This is a genomic window from Zoogloea sp., assembly GCF_028689785.1.
GTDB lineage: Bacteria > Pseudomonadota > Gammaproteobacteria > Burkholderiales > Rhodocyclaceae > Zoogloea.
The window spans coordinates 1-15,204 of sequence record NZ_JAQVCN010000085.1; the positions used below are offsets into that span (position 1 = coordinate 1).

19 protein-coding genes are annotated in these 15,204 nt (G+C 60.3%); 11 read left to right on the forward strand and 8 right to left on the reverse strand.

Going from position 1 to position 15,204, the window contains the following annotated elements; genetic code table 11:
* Positions 1-165: 165 nt before the first annotated feature.
* From PHI64_RS21780 to PHI64_RS21800, 5 genes are all read right to left on the reverse strand, one after another.
* Positions 166-1,548 carry a phosphomannomutase/phosphoglucomutase gene (locus PHI64_RS21780; protein WP_299887886.1) on the reverse strand — a complete coding sequence of 461 codons (1,383 nt, stop codon included), beginning with the start codon at positions 1,546-1,548 and terminating at the stop codon, positions 166-168.
* A gap of 82 nt (positions 1,549-1,630) precedes the next feature.
* Positions 1,631-2,602: a hydrolase gene (locus tag PHI64_RS21785; protein ID WP_299887888.1), complete on the reverse strand. Its 972-nt coding sequence runs from the start codon at positions 2,600-2,602 to the stop codon at positions 1,631-1,633.
* Entirely contained in the window at positions 2,599-3,030 is a 432-nt protein-coding gene (locus PHI64_RS21790) for a nuclear transport factor 2 family protein (protein WP_299887890.1), read from the reverse strand. The genes PHI64_RS21785 and PHI64_RS21790 overlap by 4 nt, the downstream gene beginning before the upstream one ends.
* Positions 3,031-3,111: 81 nt before the next feature.
* Positions 3,112-3,312, reverse strand: coding sequence for a zinc-finger domain-containing protein (locus PHI64_RS21795; protein ID WP_299887893.1), 201 nt, complete (start codon positions 3,310-3,312; stop codon positions 3,112-3,114).
* Positions 3,313-3,329: 17 nt separating this feature from the next.
* Positions 3,330-4,250, reverse strand: a complete 921-nt coding sequence (locus tag PHI64_RS21800; protein ID WP_299887896.1) for a branched-chain amino acid transaminase — start codon at positions 4,248-4,250, stop codon at positions 3,330-3,332.
* Positions 4,251-4,366: 116 nt separating this feature from the next.
* Between PHI64_RS21800 and PHI64_RS21805 the strand changes: the two genes are divergently transcribed.
* Genes PHI64_RS21805 through mnmA form a run of 3 tightly spaced genes read left to right on the forward strand, consistent with a single transcriptional unit; the run spans position 4,367 to position 6,481 of the window.
* Complete coding sequence (locus tag PHI64_RS21805) at positions 4,367-4,822, forward strand: NUDIX hydrolase (RefSeq protein ID WP_299887899.1); 456 nt, start codon at positions 4,367-4,369, stop codon at positions 4,820-4,822.
* Positions 4,819-5,379, forward strand: coding sequence for a hypothetical protein (locus tag PHI64_RS21810; RefSeq protein ID WP_299887902.1), 561 nt, complete (start codon positions 4,819-4,821; stop codon positions 5,377-5,379). The genes PHI64_RS21805 and PHI64_RS21810 overlap by 4 nt, the downstream gene beginning before the upstream one ends.
* Positions 5,369-6,481, forward strand: coding sequence for a tRNA 2-thiouridine(34) synthase MnmA (mnmA, locus tag PHI64_RS21815; protein ID WP_299887905.1), 1,113 nt, complete (start codon positions 5,369-5,371; stop codon positions 6,479-6,481). Before PHI64_RS21810 ends, mnmA begins: the two co-directional genes overlap by 11 nt.
* A 63-nt stretch (positions 6,482-6,544) precedes the next feature.
* On the opposite strand, the gene PHI64_RS21820 is transcribed toward mnmA, so the two are convergent.
* Together PHI64_RS21820 and PHI64_RS21825 are read right to left on the reverse strand one after the other, a co-directional pair.
* Positions 6,545-7,174: a lytic transglycosylase domain-containing protein gene (locus tag PHI64_RS21820; RefSeq protein WP_299887908.1), complete on the reverse strand. Its 630-nt coding sequence runs from the start codon at positions 7,172-7,174 to the stop codon at positions 6,545-6,547.
* Positions 7,175-7,176: 2 nt separating this feature from the next.
* Positions 7,177-8,895 carry a proline--tRNA ligase gene (locus PHI64_RS21825; protein ID WP_299887910.1) on the reverse strand — a complete coding sequence of 573 codons (1,719 nt, stop codon included), beginning with the start codon at positions 8,893-8,895 and terminating at the stop codon, positions 7,177-7,179.
* 157 nt (positions 8,896-9,052) lie between these two features.
* Between PHI64_RS21825 and PHI64_RS21830 the strand changes: the two genes are divergently transcribed.
* The 4 genes from PHI64_RS21830 (at position 9,053) to coq7 (ending at position 11,592) form a co-directional block, all read left to right on the forward strand.
* Positions 9,053-9,604, forward strand: a complete 552-nt coding sequence (locus PHI64_RS21830) for an RNA pyrophosphohydrolase (RefSeq protein ID WP_299887912.1) — start codon at positions 9,053-9,055, stop codon at positions 9,602-9,604.
* 137 nt (positions 9,605-9,741) lie between these two features.
* Complete coding sequence (locus PHI64_RS21835) at positions 9,742-10,335, forward strand: CBS domain-containing protein (RefSeq protein WP_299887915.1); 594 nt, start codon at positions 9,742-9,744, stop codon at positions 10,333-10,335.
* A 72-nt stretch (positions 10,336-10,407) separates the two neighbouring features.
* Positions 10,408-10,944 (forward strand): CNP1-like family protein, encoded by a 537-nt coding sequence (locus PHI64_RS21840; protein ID WP_299887918.1) that lies wholly within the window; start codon positions 10,408-10,410, stop codon positions 10,942-10,944.
* Positions 10,945-10,971: 27 nt separating this feature from the next.
* Positions 10,972-11,592 (forward strand): 2-polyprenyl-3-methyl-6-methoxy-1,4-benzoquinone monooxygenase, encoded by a 621-nt coding sequence (gene coq7, locus PHI64_RS21845; RefSeq protein WP_299887921.1) that lies wholly within the window; start codon positions 10,972-10,974, stop codon positions 11,590-11,592.
* A gap of 37 nt (positions 11,593-11,629) precedes the next feature.
* Here coq7 and PHI64_RS21850 read toward each other — a convergent pair whose 3' ends face one another.
* Positions 11,630-12,046: an OsmC family protein gene (locus PHI64_RS21850; protein ID WP_299887924.1), complete on the reverse strand. Its 417-nt coding sequence runs from the start codon at positions 12,044-12,046 to the stop codon at positions 11,630-11,632.
* Positions 12,047-12,554: 508 nt separating this feature from the next.
* Here PHI64_RS21850 and rplM point away from each other — a divergent pair.
* From rplM to erpA, 4 genes are all read left to right on the forward strand, one after another.
* Positions 12,555-12,983, forward strand: coding sequence for a 50S ribosomal protein L13 (gene rplM, locus PHI64_RS21855; protein ID WP_296411174.1), 429 nt, complete (start codon positions 12,555-12,557; stop codon positions 12,981-12,983).
* Positions 12,984-12,995: 12 nt separating this feature from the next.
* Positions 12,996-13,388, forward strand: a complete 393-nt coding sequence (gene rpsI, locus PHI64_RS21860; RefSeq protein WP_299887929.1) for a 30S ribosomal protein S9 — start codon at positions 12,996-12,998, stop codon at positions 13,386-13,388.
* A gap of 116 nt (positions 13,389-13,504) precedes the next feature.
* Complete coding sequence (gene argC / locus PHI64_RS21865) at positions 13,505-14,533, forward strand: N-acetyl-gamma-glutamyl-phosphate reductase (RefSeq protein WP_299887932.1); 1,029 nt, start codon at positions 13,505-13,507, stop codon at positions 14,531-14,533.
* 99 nt (positions 14,534-14,632) lie between these two features.
* Complete coding sequence (erpA, locus tag PHI64_RS21870; RefSeq protein WP_299887935.1) at positions 14,633-14,983, forward strand: iron-sulfur cluster insertion protein ErpA; 351 nt, start codon at positions 14,633-14,635, stop codon at positions 14,981-14,983.
* Positions 14,984-15,204 lie beyond the last annotated feature (221 nt).

Here is a 15,204-nt window from a genome sequence, read left to right on the forward strand (position 1 = left end):
ACATCATTTCGATCCCAACGAGCCCCACAGCCGTTGGCCGCTACCGAGCGTTTCTCGTCGTCTGAGAGGGCTTCAAAAACACGAACCCCCGGAAAAACCAGGGGTTCGTCAGCAGTCTGAAACGGGCCACCTCAGGGTGGCCCGTTTGCATTGATCGGGAAGTGATCAGAACGGCAGCTGGACACCCGGCCACACGCCTTCGATGGCACGGCGGAAGTCGGCCTGAATGCGGGCGATGGCGGCTTCGCTGTCGGCCTCGAAGCGCAGCACGACCACCGGGGTGGTGTTGGACGGGCGGGCCAGGCCAAAGCCATCGGCGTATTCGACGCGCACGCCGTCGATGGTCAGCAGGCTCTCGGCACCTTCGAAGCTGGCCTCGGCCTTGAGCTTGTCCACCAGCGCGAAGGGTTCGCCTTCGTTCATTTTGATGTTGAGCTCGGGCGTGCAGATGGCGTTGGGAAGGTTCTTGAGCACCGGGTTGGCATCGGGCTGGCGAGAGACGATTTCCAGCAGGCGGGTGCCGGTGTAGAGACCGTCGTCAAAACCGTACCAGCGCTCCTTGAAGAACACATGGCCGCTCATCTCGCCGGCCAGGGGGGCGCCGGTCTCCTTGAGCTTGGCCTTGACCAGGGCGTGGCCGGTATTCCACATGGTGGGCTTGCCGCCCCGGGCCTTGATCCAGCCGGCCAGGTTGCGGGTGCACTTCACGTCGTAGATGATCTCGCCGCCCGGAACGCGGGTGAGTACGTCTTCGGCAAACAGCATCAGCTGACGGTCGGGGTAGATGATCTCGCCATCCTTGGTCACCACGCCCAGGCGATCGCCGTCGCCGTCGAAGGCCAGGCCGATCTCGGCATTGGTTTCCTTGAGGGCGCGGATCACGTCGGCGAGGTTTTCGGGCTTGGACGGATCCGGGTGGTGATTGGGGAAGTTGCCATCCACTTCACAGAACAGCTCGACCAGCTCGCAGCCGAGGCGCTTGAAGAGAGCCGGGGCAACAGCACCTGCCACACCATTGCCGCAGTCGATGACGACTTTCATCGGGCGGGCGAGCTTTACGTCACCGACGATCTTGTTCACGTAGGCGGGCACCACGTCGGCCTGGGTGAGCTTGCCCGGCACTGCAGCATGAACCAGATGGCCGTCGATGATGCGTTGCCGCAGGGACTGGATCAGCTCACCAAAAAGAGTCTGGCCGCCAAGGACCATTTTCAGGCCATTGTAATCGGGGGGGTTGTGGCTGCCGGTGACGGAGACGCAGGAGTTTGTGCCCAACTCGTATGCCGCGAAGTAGGTTAGGGGCGTCGGTACGCAGCCCACGTCCACCACGTCTACGCCAGCGGCGCGGATGCCGTCGGACAAGGCGCCCGCCAGCTCTGGCCCGGACAGGCGGCCGTCACGGCCTACGGCGATGGCCTTCTGACCCCGTGCAACGGCTTCCGAGCCGAGGGCATGGCCGATGGCACGGACGGCTTCAGCGGTCAGTGTCTTGTCGACGATGCCACGAATATCGTAGGCCTTGAAGATCTCGGGGGCAGGGACAAACATGCTGGAAGCTCCGCTTGTGGAAAATGAGAACTGGATTATACGCGGTGCACCATGACCCCCCCATCTCCAGGTGGAGGGGGGTTTAGGAACTGTGGTTGAGCGTGAAAAAGTGCACCAGACGTCTGGGAAGCCAGTCCAGATGGCCGGGCCAGCCGCCGGAGACGAAGCCCACATGGCCGCCGTCGGTGGGCTGCTCAAGGGTGACGCAAGGGGAGACGTCCTTCCGGGTGGGCAGGAAGCTGGGGGGCAGGAAGGGGTCGTTGAGCGGATTGATCACCAGGGTGGGGACGCAGATGGCCCCCAAGTGAGGTTTGCTTGATGCCCTGAGCCAGTAGTCATCCGTGTTGCGGAAGCCGTGCAGGGGGGCGGTGACCAGGTTGTCGAATTCGTAGAGGTTGGTGGCGCGCAGCATGGCCTGGAGGTCGAACAGCTCGGGGTGCTGGCGCAGCTTGGCGGTGGCGTTGTGCTTGAGGGTGGCCAGAAAGTGCCGGGTGTAGAGACGGTTGAAGCCTTTGCCCAGGTTGTGCCCCGCCGCGGTCAGATCAAGGGGCGGGCAGATGGCCGCAGCGGCGTGGAGCATCCGGCAGGCATCCCGCCCCCGGGTGCCCAGCCACAGGAGCAGGGCGTTGCCGCCCAGGGAAACGCCGGCGGCGTAACGTGGAAGCTGTGGGTGCAGGGTGGCCAGCCTTTCCAGGATCCACCCGATCTCGTCTGCGTCGCCGGAGTGGTAGGCCCGGGGCAGCCGGTTGGGTTCGCCGGAGCAGCCGCGAAAATGGGGAACAACGCCGTTCCAGCCAATCTGCGCGAGTATGCGCATCAGGCTGCGGGCGTAGGGGGACTGGCTGGAGCCTTCGAGGCCGTGGAAAAGCACCACGAGGGGGGCACCCGGCTTATGGGGTAGCCAGTCCAGATCAATGAAATCCCCGTCGGGGGTGTTCCAGCGCTCGCGCCGGAGAGGGGGCGAGGTGCCTCTGCGCAGAAGTGGCCAGATGGTCTGGACGTGACCGCCGGGTAGCCAGCGAGGAGCTGTGTAGGGGGTGATTGACGGCGTCAATGGATGACGTGGGGGCTGTCGTTGCTGTGCAGGTTGTCCATGTCGGGCGCGGGTGAGGCGTGATGCATCACCATTTTCCATCCCAGGGCACCCCGGGCGAAGACGTTGGTTGCAATGATCGGCGGGTGGAGGCGATCGTCTCCTTCCACGTGGACGTGCTGATGGACGGTGTGGACGGCGGTCATCAGGTTGGACCAGTGCACCGGATGGGTGGTGCTGACGGTGATGCGGGCACCGCTGGCGAACAACTGGCGCCAGGATTCGCGGATGGCGACCAGACCAATCAGGCGGATGCTGCCCGGGTGCACACAGACCACTTCGTCATCCTCCGACCAGACTGCCATCATGCGGTCGATGTCGGCGTGGGCCAGCGCGGCGTAAAAGGCGGCTTCGGCTTCGTCAGGTGTAGTGAAGATCGGAGTGCTCATGCGGCGGAGTTTCCGGGAAGGGGGCTGGACGTGACACGGGGGCGTTGCCGCCCCCGTGTTGGCCGGAGCCCGTGTTTAAGCTCAATGATGGCCCTTCGGCAATTCGCCGGAAAAGACATAGTGGGCGCCGCAATAAGGGCAGGTGACCTTGCCTTCGGAGGTTACGTCCAGGAACACGCGAGGGTGCCGAGCCCAAAGGGGCGCATCAGGCATCGGGCAGTGGAGCGGGAGCGACTTGGCAGTGACTTCGATCGGCTTGGTCTTGTCCTGATTCTCGGGCATGGATCTCTCCTGGGATCTTAGATGAATGACAGCCAGTGTTCGTATTCGGGTGCCTTGCCGTTCACGATCTCGAAGAAGCGAGACTGAAGCTTCTCGGTGATCGGGCCACGGGAGCCTTCGCCGATGACACGGCCGTCGAGTTCGCGGATCGGGGTGACTTCGGCTGCTGTGCCGGTGAAAAAGGCTTCGTCGGCGATGTAGATATCGTCGCGGGTGATGCGCTTGGAGATCACTTCCAGACCGAACTCCTTGGCCACCTGAATCATCGAGTTGCGGGTGATGCCGGTGAGGGCGGAGGCAATCTCGGGTTCGTAGATGGCGCCGTCCTTGATCACGAAGAGGTTCTCGCCAGCGCCTTCTGCGACAAAGCCGTTGGTGTCAAGCAGCAGGGCTTCGTCGTAGCCGGCTTCGGTGGCTTCCAGGTTGGCCAGGATGGAGTTGGCGTAGGTGGAAGCCAGTTTGGCGCGGGGCATGGTGACGTTTACGTGGTGACGGGCGAAGGATGAGGTTTTCACCCGGATGCCGCGCTGCAGACCGTCTTCACCCAGGTAGGCGCCCCAGGGCCAGGCTGCGATGGCCACGTGCACGGTTGCGCCCTTGGTGGAGATGCCCATCTTTTCAGAGCCGTAGAAGGCGATCGGGCGGAGATAGCAGCTTTCGAGCTTGTTGACGCGCACGACTTCCAGCTGTGCTTCCATGAGAACTTCCTTGGTGTAAGGAATGTTCATCATGTAGATCTTGCCGGAGTTGAGCAGACGCTGGGTGTGCTCGGCGAGGCGGAAGATCGCCGTGCCCTTGACGGTGTTGTACGCGCGGACACCCTCGAACACGGACAGGCCGTAGTGGAGGGAGTGGGTGAGCACGTGGGTGGTTGCTTCACGCCACGGCACGAGTTTGCCGTCGTACCAGATGAAACCGTCGCGGTCTGCCATTGACATTATGGGGATCTCCAGCTGAAACAGTGAATTCAAACCCCCGATTCTAGCTCATTCCGAGCAGCTGCGGACCTTCGCCCGGAAGGGGGTAAAATGTACCCTTTATGTGCAGGAACGCCATGAGGATCTGGAAGCCGAATGTCACGGTGGCCGCTGTGGTTGAGCGCGACGGGCGCTTTCTGCTAGTGGAAGAAGAGACCGAGGACGGGCTGCGCTTCAATCAGCCTGCCGGTCATCTGGAGCAGGGCGAGTCGTTGATTGAGGCCGCCTCGCGCGAGGCGTTGGAAGAGACCGCCCATGTATTCCGCCCTTCCTTTCTGGTTGGGGTCTATCAGTGGCCACGCCCGGGCGGCGATGTGACCTACCTGCGCTTTGCCTTTGGCGGTGAGCTGTGTGGCTTCGAGCCGGAGCGTTCGCTGGATGCGGGGATCGTGCGCGCGGTGTGGATGACTCTCGATGAGCTGAAGGCGACGCGGGAGCACCACCGCAGCCCGTTGATCCTGCAGTGCTGTGAAGACTACATCGCAGGGCGGAGATATCCGCTGGAGCTGATCCGCCACTACGATGCGACATGAGGTGCCTCCTTGCCGCGATGCTGCTCTGGGCGGGGTTCGCCCTGGCGGACGAGCAGGCAATGGTCTGTTTCAATTACGGCTGCCAGGCCAGGCAGGAAGTAAGGTTTTCGGAAGCTCGGCTCACCGAACTGGGTGAGCGACTGGGGTTGGCGGATACGCCGGTGGCTGAACGGGCGATCCTGTCACTTGTTGTTGGCCAGTTGTACCTGTGGGCTGGTGAGCAGTCGCCGATTCACGCCGATCGCGCCGGGAACTTCCTTGATGACGGCGTCCATGGAATGATGGATTGCATTGATCACGCTGAGACGACTTCTGGCTTCCTGAAAATGATGGAAGCTCGCAGGCTGTTGCGTTTTCATGGGGTGGAGCCGATCCAGCGCAGGGTGCGCTGGCTGGTGGCTCAGCATTTCTCGGCGGTCATTCGCGAGAAGAGTGATGAGGTGCCTGAAGGTGGGGCGTCCTTCGTGGTGGATTCGTGGTTCGGGGAGCATGGCGATCCTGCTTTGGTGTTACCCCTGGAAGACTGGCTGGATGGAGAGGGACCGAATGTCTCGTAAGGAAAAAGTTGTTGTCGGCATGTCCGGCGGAGTGGATTCGTCTGTGGCGGCGTTGTTGCTCAAGCAGCAGGGTTATGACGTGGTTGGCCTGTTCATGAAGAACTGGGAGGATGATGACGATAGCGAATACTGTTCGACCCGGGAGGATCTGGTAGACGTCGTGTCGGTGGCCGACGTGTTGGGTATCGAATTGGAAGTCGTGAACTTCTCGAAGGAATACAAGGATCGGGTGTTCGCCGATTTTCTGCGGGAGTATGAAGCCGGGCGCACGCCGAATCCGGACATCCTGTGCAATTCCGAGATCAAGTTCAAGGCCTTCCTGGATCACGCCATGGCGCTGGGGGCCGACCGCATCGCGACGGGGCACTATGCGCAGGTGCGTGAATGGACCAACGACGGGCGGACGGAATACCAGCTGTTGAAGGCCGAAGACGGCACCAAGGATCAAAGTTACTTCCTGTACCGCCTCAATCAGGCTCAGCTGTCCAGGACGTTGTTTCCCATCGGCCACCTATACAAGCGCGATGTGCGCAAGATGGCCGAGGCTGCCGGTCTGCATGTGTACGCCAAGAAGGATTCCACTGGCATTTGTTTCATCGGCGAACGCCCCTTCCGGGAGTTCCTTTCCCGCTATCTGCCTGCCAAACCAGGTGAGATCCGCACGCTGGAAGGCAACAGAGTCATCGGCCAGCATCAAGGTTTGATGCATCACACCATCGGTCAGCGCAAGGGGCTGCAGATCGGCGGTATCAAGGGTAACCAGGATGACGCCGGGGATCACGATGCCTGGTATGCCGCGGTCAAGGATGTGGCCAGCAATGTGCTGTACGTCGTACAGGGGCATGACCATCCCGCCTTGCTCAAGGAGCGGATGATTGCCTCCGACCTGTCCTGGGTGTCGGGGCGGGACCCGCGGACCCACTGGGTGTACACTGCCAAGCCGCGCTACCGCACGCCGGATGCGCCTTGCGAGATTGATGTGTTGGCCGACGGGCGGGCTGAGATTGCCTTTGCTCAGCCCCAGTGGGCGGTGACGCCGGGGCAGAGCGTTGTGATCTACGAAAGCCGGGTGTGCCTCGGTGGCGGGATCATCATGGGGTGATCCGAGGCCTGATGAATGCAAACCGGGCGCCTGTCAGGCGCCCGGTTTGTTTGCAGACTGGCTTCAGGGGTTCTGGGCCAGTCGGTAGTTGGGATACGACCAGTTGTGCTCCCAGGCGGCCCGAACCATGTTCGGATACTCGGCCTTGCCCAGGCTTCCGTTGTAACGACCGAGGGCGCGGAAGAGATCGCCTTTTTCGATGTCCAGGTAGTGGCGCAGGATCGTGCAGCCGAAACGCAGGTTGGTACGCATGTGGAAGAGGTTGGTGTCTTCGGTGCCAATGAGCCGGGCCCAGAAGGGCATCACCTGCATGTAACCGCGGGCGCCGACCGAGGACACGGCGTATTTCTTGAAGCCGCTTTCCACCTGGATCAAGCCGAGTACGAGCTGAGGGTCGAGACCCGCCCGACTGGCTTCATAGTGCACTGCCCGTAGCAGCTCGGAGCGATAGCTCTCGTCCGGTATGCGTTTGGCCAGGCGCTGGGACATCTCGGACAGCCAGCGGGCTCGCTCTGCCGAGCGCTGAAAGCTGGCATCCAGCGGTGCCTGATCTGCCACGGCAGCGTGCAGGGCGGCCTGCACGCTGGCGGCGAGGGGCTGGTATTGCTGATTGCCGGCCTGTACCCCAGTGGCGGCTCCCACCAACAGCAGGGCGAGAAGGCTTGAGGCGAGGGGGCGGCGGAGGGCTGTCATGGTCAGCCCTTCAGCTTGCCGATAACGAGCTGGGCTACTTCGCCGACGGCCAGCTTGGTGGCTTCTGCGTCACGACGCCCCTGGTACTCGACCACGCCTTCCTTCAAGCCGCGATCGCCGATGACCACCCGGTGGGGAGTGCCGATCAGCTCGTTGTCAGCCAGAAGGGAGCCCGGGCGCTCGTCCCGGTCGTCCAGGAAAGCGTCGATGCCGGCAGCAACAAGTTCGGCGTAGAGGGCGTTGGCCGCGTCGCGCACTGCATCCGACTTGGCATAGCCCATGGGTACGATGGCAACCTGGAAGGGTGCGATGGCGTCCGGCCAGATGATGCCGCGGGCGTCGTTGTTCTGTTCGATGGCCGCGCCCAGGATGCGGGAGACACCGATTCCGTAACAGCCCATCTCCATGATCTGCTCCTTGCCCTGTTCGTTGAGGAACTTGCAGTTCAGGGCCTCGGCGTACTTGGTGCGGAGCTGGAAGATGTGGCCGACTTCGATGCCGCGACAGATCTCAAGGGGGCCCTGGCCGTCGGGGGAGGGGTCGCCCGCCATCACGTTGCGCAGGTCGGCCACTTCGGCCTCGGGGAAGTCACGGCCGATGTTTACGCCGGTGTAGTGATGGTCGTCTTGGTTGGCGCCGGTAATGAAGTCGGCCATGGCGGCCACGCTGCGGTCCATCACCACGCGGCCCTCGAAGCCCACCGGGCCCAGGGAGCCGGCGTTGGCACCAAATGCGGCAAGAATGGCTGCGGGAGAGGCGAAAGTCAGCGGATTTTTGACGCCGCTGATCTTCTGGGCCTTCACTTCGTTCAGTTCGTGGTCGCCGCGCAGGAGCAGCAGCACGGGTTTGTTGCCAATGCTGTCGTCGCCGTCCACCACGATGGCCTTGACGGTAAGGGTGGCCGGCACCTTCAGGAAGGCAGCCAGTTCATCAATGGTCTTGACGCCCGGGGTGTGCACCTTGGTCAGGGCTGAAGCGGCGACCGGTCGCGGGGTGGCGGGGGCCAGGGCTTCGGCCAGCTCGACGTTGGCAGCGTAGTCGGACGCGGGGCAGTAGGCAATGTCGTCCTCGCCGGTTTCCGCGATGACGTGGAACTCATGGGAGCCCGTGCCACCGATGGAGCCAGTGTCGGCGGCCACCGCGCGGAACTTCAAACCGAGGCGGTTGAAGATGCGGTGGTAGGTGTCGTACATGTTGCGGTATTCCCGCTGCAGGTCCTCGAAGGAGCTGTGGAAGGAGTAACCGTCTTTCATCAGGAACTCGCGTCCGCGCATCACGCCAAAGCGCGGCCGGATCTCGTCGCGGAACTTCATCTGCACCTGGTAAAAGTGCTTGGGCAGTTGCCGGTAGCTCCTCAGGTCACGGCGCACGACGTCGGTGATGACTTCCTCGTGGGTCGGGCCGATGACGAAATCGCGGTCGTGGCGGTCCTTGAAGCGAAGCAGCTCAGGGCCGTAGAAGTCCCAGCGCCCGGATTCCTGCCAGAGTTCGGCTGGCTGGACGGCAGGCATCAGCAACTCGATGGCGCCGGCACGGTTCATCTCTTCCTTTACAATCGCTTCCACCTTGCGCAGGGCACGAAGGCCGAGGGGCATCCAGGTGTAAATGCCGCCGGCGAGCCGTTTGATCAGGCCGGCTCGCATCATGAGCTTGTGGCTGATGACTTCGGCGTCGGACGGGGCTTCCTTGAGGGTGGAGAGGAAGAACTGTGAGGCACGCATGGACCGGATCCGTTGAGAAGTACAGCCTGCGATTTTACCGTGCACGGGGCCGACTGGCGGTGCTTGTCGTGCTGCGCACCGAATCAGGGCGTTGTTCTTTCGCGACAGGGGGAAATGTGGAAGAATTCCGGCCAGTTCATGAATTAAAGGTTGCACCATGCTCGACCGTGAAGGCTATCGGCCTAACGTCGGCATCATTCTGGTGAATGCGCGCAACGAAGTTTTCTGGGGCAAACGGATACGAGAACATTCCTGGCAGTTTCCGCAAGGCGGAATCAAGCACGGCGAATCGCCGGAACAGGCCATGTACCGTGAGCTCTTCGAAGAAGTCGGCTTGAAGCCTGAGCACGTCCGCATCATCGGCCGCACACGCGGCTGGTTGCGCTACGACGTTCCCAAGCACTGGATCAAGCGAGAGTGGCGAAACACCTATCGAGGACAGAAACAGATCTGGTTTCTGCTCCGGTTGGTGGGGCGCGATTCCGACGTCTGTTTGCGCGCGAGTAATCACCCCGAATTTGATGCCTGGCGCTGGAGTTATTATTGGGTCCCGCTGGAAGCCGTGATCGAGTTCAAGCGGGGCGTGTATCAGTCCGCCTTGCTGGAACTTGCCCGGTTATTGTTCCGGGATCGGTTTTTTGAAATCCCGGACAGCTACCGGGTTTTCGATTCACAACCAGACAGCGCTGAACCGCCGGCCTCGGTGTAGTCGTGTAGAGGCTCGGTGCGTGCTTGCTGGTCTGACAACGCGGGTTATCGGTCTTTCGCCGTTGTTTGGCGAGGTGATGGCCGGGGTCGCCTCAGCGGCTCCGGTTTGTGATGTAGGGCACAATGGGAGGAGACACCATGGAGCGCTTGCACTATCCGCCGATCAAACAGTTCCGGGTACGTAACGGAGCCTGCGAGATTGCAGACCCTTGGAGTATGGCGAAAGTCACGGCATCTTCGCCTGCAATTGAGGTGATGACTGATCTTCGCCGCATTCCCGCGGCGACCATCGCCCATGATTTGTCTCTGGCTGAGGCCAATCACAGCATGATCCTGCGAGGGGTCCGACTGCTTTTTGTCACGGATCCCGCCCGTCGTGTCGTTGGGGTTATCACCTTCAATGACCTGCTGGGCGAGAAGCCGACTCGTGTTGCCGGTGAGCGGTTGATGCGTCACGAGGAGCTTGCCGTCCGAGACATCATGGTTGCAGCCGAAGAATTGGATGCCGTGTTGCTGTCCGACGTTCTCCGCTCAGAGGTCGGGCACGTGGTTTCCACCCTCAAGGCCTGTGGGCGGCAGCATGCGCTGGTAATGGAGGAGGGGGGTGACGGCCAGTTGTCCTTGCGGGGGATTTTTTCTGCTTCACAGATCGCTCGCCAGATGGGGATTCCGCTTCAGACCACCGAGGTCGCCCGCACATTTGCCGAGATTGAGGCTGCCATTGCTGGCTGACGAAGGCGGTTCCGCCTCGCCGGTTTCCCGGTGAGGCGCTAGAATCGGGGCTTGTCTCCAGTGAAAGCCGTCATGCCTGCCCTGCTCTTCAGTTCGCGTTGGTCTGCCGCAGGCCTTGCTCTCCTGCTCTTCACCGCCCAGCTCACCGGATGCACCGGGGGGCGTACAGCGCTGTTCGAGGGGGAGGTTAAGCCGGAATGGAAGGAAGCGGCACTTGAGCTTCCGCCTCTGCCCGTAGAGAAAGATCTCATCCCCTTTCAGGTCAGCCCGGGAGCCAGTGCGGCCTCCTATGTCGATGGACGATCATTGAGGCTTGACAGCGACGGCATCGTGCGCTTCACACTTCTTGTGCGGGCTGCGGGTGGGGCGGAGAATCTCAGTTATGAAGGCATACGCTGCGAGACGGCGGAGCGGAAACTGTATGCCATGGGGCGCGCCGGATCTGAATGGGTGCTGCCCCGTAACGCTGAATGGCAGCGAATCTCCGACAACTCTCTGAATCGTCAGTATGCCGTCCTGGCGAAGGAGTTCTTTTGCTTGCCTGGATCCGTCCTGCCGACTAGGGACGAGATTTTGGGAGCGTTGCGCAACGCAGCATCTCTCCGCTGATGGATGGACATTTCGGACTTGTCATACATGCTTGACCAACTGATTGTGGGTTTCGATAGAGCGCTGAGAACCGTTTTTGCAAACGCCAGCACCGTGCGGCCGGTTCCGGGCGACAGCCTGCCCGAAGCCGAGCTTTCCGACGAGGAGCGAGGCCATGCGGCCTCTCTCATGCGGGTGAATCACTGTGGTGAGATCTGCGCTCAGGCTCTCTATCAGGGCCAGGCCATGATGTCGAACGATGCGGGAATCAAGCGCGCCCTGGAGCGTGCAGCCCAGGAGGAGACCGAGCATCTGGCCTGGACCGAGCGTCGGATTGCCGAGTTGGGGGGGCGCAAGAGTCTGCTCAACCCGTTCTGGTACTGCGGTTCCCTGGCGATCGGAGTCATTGCAGCCCGGTTTGGCGATGGCGTCAATCTGGGCTTCCTGGCGGAGACCGAGCGTCAGGTGGAGAGCCACTTGAAAAGTCATCTGGACCGGCTGCCCCCCCAGGATCTGCGGTCAAGAGAGATCGTGATCCAGATGAAGGAGGATGAGGCCGCACATGCAGACACGGCGGTCCGCCTCGGAGCTGTCGATCTCCCTGCTCCAGTCAAGGCCGCAATGAAGGCTAGTTCAAAGGTAATGACTGGATTGGCCTACTGGGTCTGAAAGCGTGGGCCGGACGAGGCCCGGGCTCTGCATGTGTTCAGATTTCGATGATTTCCCAGGTGTGTTCGATCTCGGCCGTCTTGCTGAGCATGATCGTGGCAGAGCAGTACTTTTCGTAGGAAAGCTTGATGGCGCGCTCCACGCTGTCGGGCTTCAGATTGCGACCGGTAACGGTGTAATGGAATGCGATGCGGGTGAATACCTTTGGGTCCGTTTCTGCTCGATCCGCTTTGAGGCTGACAGTGCAGTCCGTGACATCCTGACGGCTGCGCTTGAGAATCAGCACGACATCGAAGGCGGTGCATCCGCCAGCCCCGGCCAGCATCATCTCCATAGGGCGCGGAGCCAAATTCCGTCCGCCGGCTTCCGGTGCTCCGTCCATCACGACTGCATGGCCAGAGCCTGTTTCTGCCATGAAGCTCATCCCGCCTACCCATTTCACTACGCATTCCATCTTGCCCGGCCTCCCTTGGTCATGTGATGGCAGGTCCGGCGTTCAAACCTGCTCAAAGATTGGAGATTGTAGCTTTCCTGAATGTCGAGCAGCACTGAAGCTGTGTTGCGATGCAGCAATTTCGGGCCGATTTACCCTTTTGACTTTATGGTTTTTTTGGGGCAATTTGAAATTTACTCTTTTTAATCAATGGATTGATTTTGTGCTCATTGATTAATTTGGTTTATATTTAAATTAAAAGATTTGTTGTGCGTTGCACAAATATCGCTTGCGTGAAGTCGGGCCCGGCGAGATAATTCGCTCAGTCCAGTTGCTTTTGTAGGCTGAAGCGACTGAAAGGTGTCTCCTCCACCCTCCTCCTTTGGTGTGGATTTAGCGCAGATCTCCCCGATCTGCGCTTTTTTTTATCTCTCGTCAGGGTTTGACATGAGCGAAAGCATCACGGTAGAATCCGCGGCTTTCCGAATTATGGTCGTTCCCGGTGTCGGGAAAAGTCTGAGGGATCTTCATGAAAACGTTTTCTGCCAAGCCGCATGAGGTCAAGCGCGACTGGTTCGTTGTTGATGCGACGGACCTGGTCCTTGGTCGGCTTGCTTCCGAAGTTGCGCGTCGCTTGCGCGGCAAACACAAAGCCATCTACACGCCGCACGTCGATACCGGTGATTTCATCGTCGTCGTGAACGTCGAAAAGCTGCGTGTTACCGGCAACAAAGCCCAAGACAAGAAGTACTACCGCCACTCCGGCTATCCGGGCGGCATCTACGAAACCAACTTTACCAAGCTGCAGCAGCGCTTCCCGGCTCGCGTGCTTGAAAAGGCTGTCAAGGGCATGCTGCCCAAGGGCCCGCTCGGCTACGCAATGCTCAAGAAGATGAAGTGCTATGCCGGTGCCGAGCATCCGCATGCCGCCCAGCAGCCCAAAGTTCTCGCGATTTAACAGGAGCCGATAATGGCTGTGACTTACAACTACGGTACCGGTCGTCGCAAGTCGGCCGTTGCTCGCGTCTTTATCAAGAAGGGCTCCGGTAACATCGTCGTGAACGGCAAGCCGGTTGATCAGTTCTTCTCCCGTGAGACCGGTCGCATGATCGTGCGTCAGCCTCTCGTGCTGACCAACTTTGTCGATACTTTCGACATTCTGGTGAATGTGTCTGGTGGCGGCGAATCCGGTCAGGCCGGCGCTGTCCGTCACGGCATCACCCGTGCCCTGATTGACTACGATGCTGAGCTCAAGTCCCCCCTGAAGAAGGCTGGGCTGGTGACTCGCGATGCCCGTGAAGTTGAGCGTAAGAAGGTCGGCTTCCGCAAGGCGCGTCGTCGCAAGCAGTTCTCGAAGCGTTAATCCGTTTCGATCGTTTGTCAAAAGGCCGCCCTTGGGCGGCTTTTTGTCATCTGGAGATGGTATTTTGCTGCTAGGCGTGCGCTTGCAGCAGTCGTTCATTTTCTTTGGGGGTGGGCATGATCAAGGTCGGGGTTGTTGGCGGGACTGGGTATACCGGTGTAGAGCTCCTGCGTCTGCTGGCGCAGCATCCGGGGGTGGAAATTCGGGCAATCACTTCTCGGGGTGAAGCTGGGCTTCCGGTTGCGGACATGTTTCCCAGTTTGCGTCGCCGGGTTGATCTTTGCTTCGTTGACCCCCAGGCGGCTGACCTGGCTGCTTGTGATGTGGTGTTCTTTGCAACGCCGAATGGCATCGCGATGCAGCAGGCAAAGGCGCTGGTTGATGCGGGTGTCAAGGTGATTGATCTCGCTGCGGATTTTCGGATTACTGATATCGCTGAGTGGGAGAAGTGGTACGGGATGAAGCACGCCTGTCCCGAACTGGTGGCGGAGGCTGTGTATGGCCTTCCAGAGGTAAATAGAGAGGCTGTTGCTTCCGCGCGGGTGGTGGCGAATCCCGGGTGTTATCCCACTGCGGTGCAACTGGGTTTTCTTCCGCTCGTAGAGGCTGGGGTGGTTGAATTGGATGGTTTGATCGCCGATGCTAAGTCCGGCGTGTCCGGCGCGGGGCGGAAGGCTGAGACTCACATCCTGTTCTCAGAGTCGGCTGATAACTTCCAAGCCTATGGTGTGGCGGGGCACCGGCATCTGCCAGAGATTCGCCAGGGCTTGTCGCGCTTCGCCGGGGCTCCGGTTGGTCTGACTTTTGTTCCCCACTTGACGCCGATGATTCGGGGGATTCATGCCACGCTGTATGGTCGTCTCAAGAAGGATGTTGATTTGCAGGCGCTGTTTGAAGAGCGCTTTGCAGGAGAGGCCTTTGTGGACGTGATGCCGAAGGGGGCGCATCCTTCGACGCGTTCGGTTCGTTCGGCCAATATGTGTCGTATCGCCGTGCATCGCCCCCAGGGGGGGGATGTGGTGGTGGTATTGTCGGTCATCGACAACCTCGTCAAGGGGGCTGCCGGTCAAGCGGTCCAGAACATGAACATTCTCTTCGGGCTGCCTGAGGTCACGGGTCTCGGGCATGTCCCGGTGATGCCTTGAACTAAATTCGACTAATTTTGTCGACTATTCAATGCTGGCACCTTGACCGCTTGTGAGGCGCTGACCATAATTCGAAGATAAATTTGAAGGAGTAGTTCAATGAACGCCGTGACTGAAATGCCCATCCCCCTCGTGTTCACTGATAGTGCAGCGAACAAGGTCAAGGATCTGATCATTGAGGAAGGGAATCCGGACTTGAAACTGCGGGTTTTTGTGACTGGCGGTGGCTGTTCCGGTTTTCAGTATGGTTTCACGTTTGACGAGATCCGGAATGACGACGATACCGTGATGGAAAAGGAAGGGGTGATGCTCCTGATTGATCCGATGAGCTATCAGTATCTGGTTGGTGCCGAGATTGACTACACCGAAGGGCTTGAGGGTTCCCAGTTTGTGATCCGCAACCCGAATGCAACGAGCACCTGCGGGTGTGGTTCGTCGTTCTCTGCCTGATTTTCGTGGAAAGCTTGCAGAGTAGAGCCTGCTCCTTGGGCTAGTGCAACTGCTCACAAGAAAGGCCGCCTCGCTTTTGCCAGGCGGCCTTTTGCATGGGTGCGCCCAGCATGGGCGCACTCCTGCGGGTGTAAGTCCCGCCGTAAGTTGATCACAGCGAACGAAGTGAAGCGCAACTGCGTGAGGGCGACCGAGCGTGGGAAGGAAGCGTGGATCGTAAT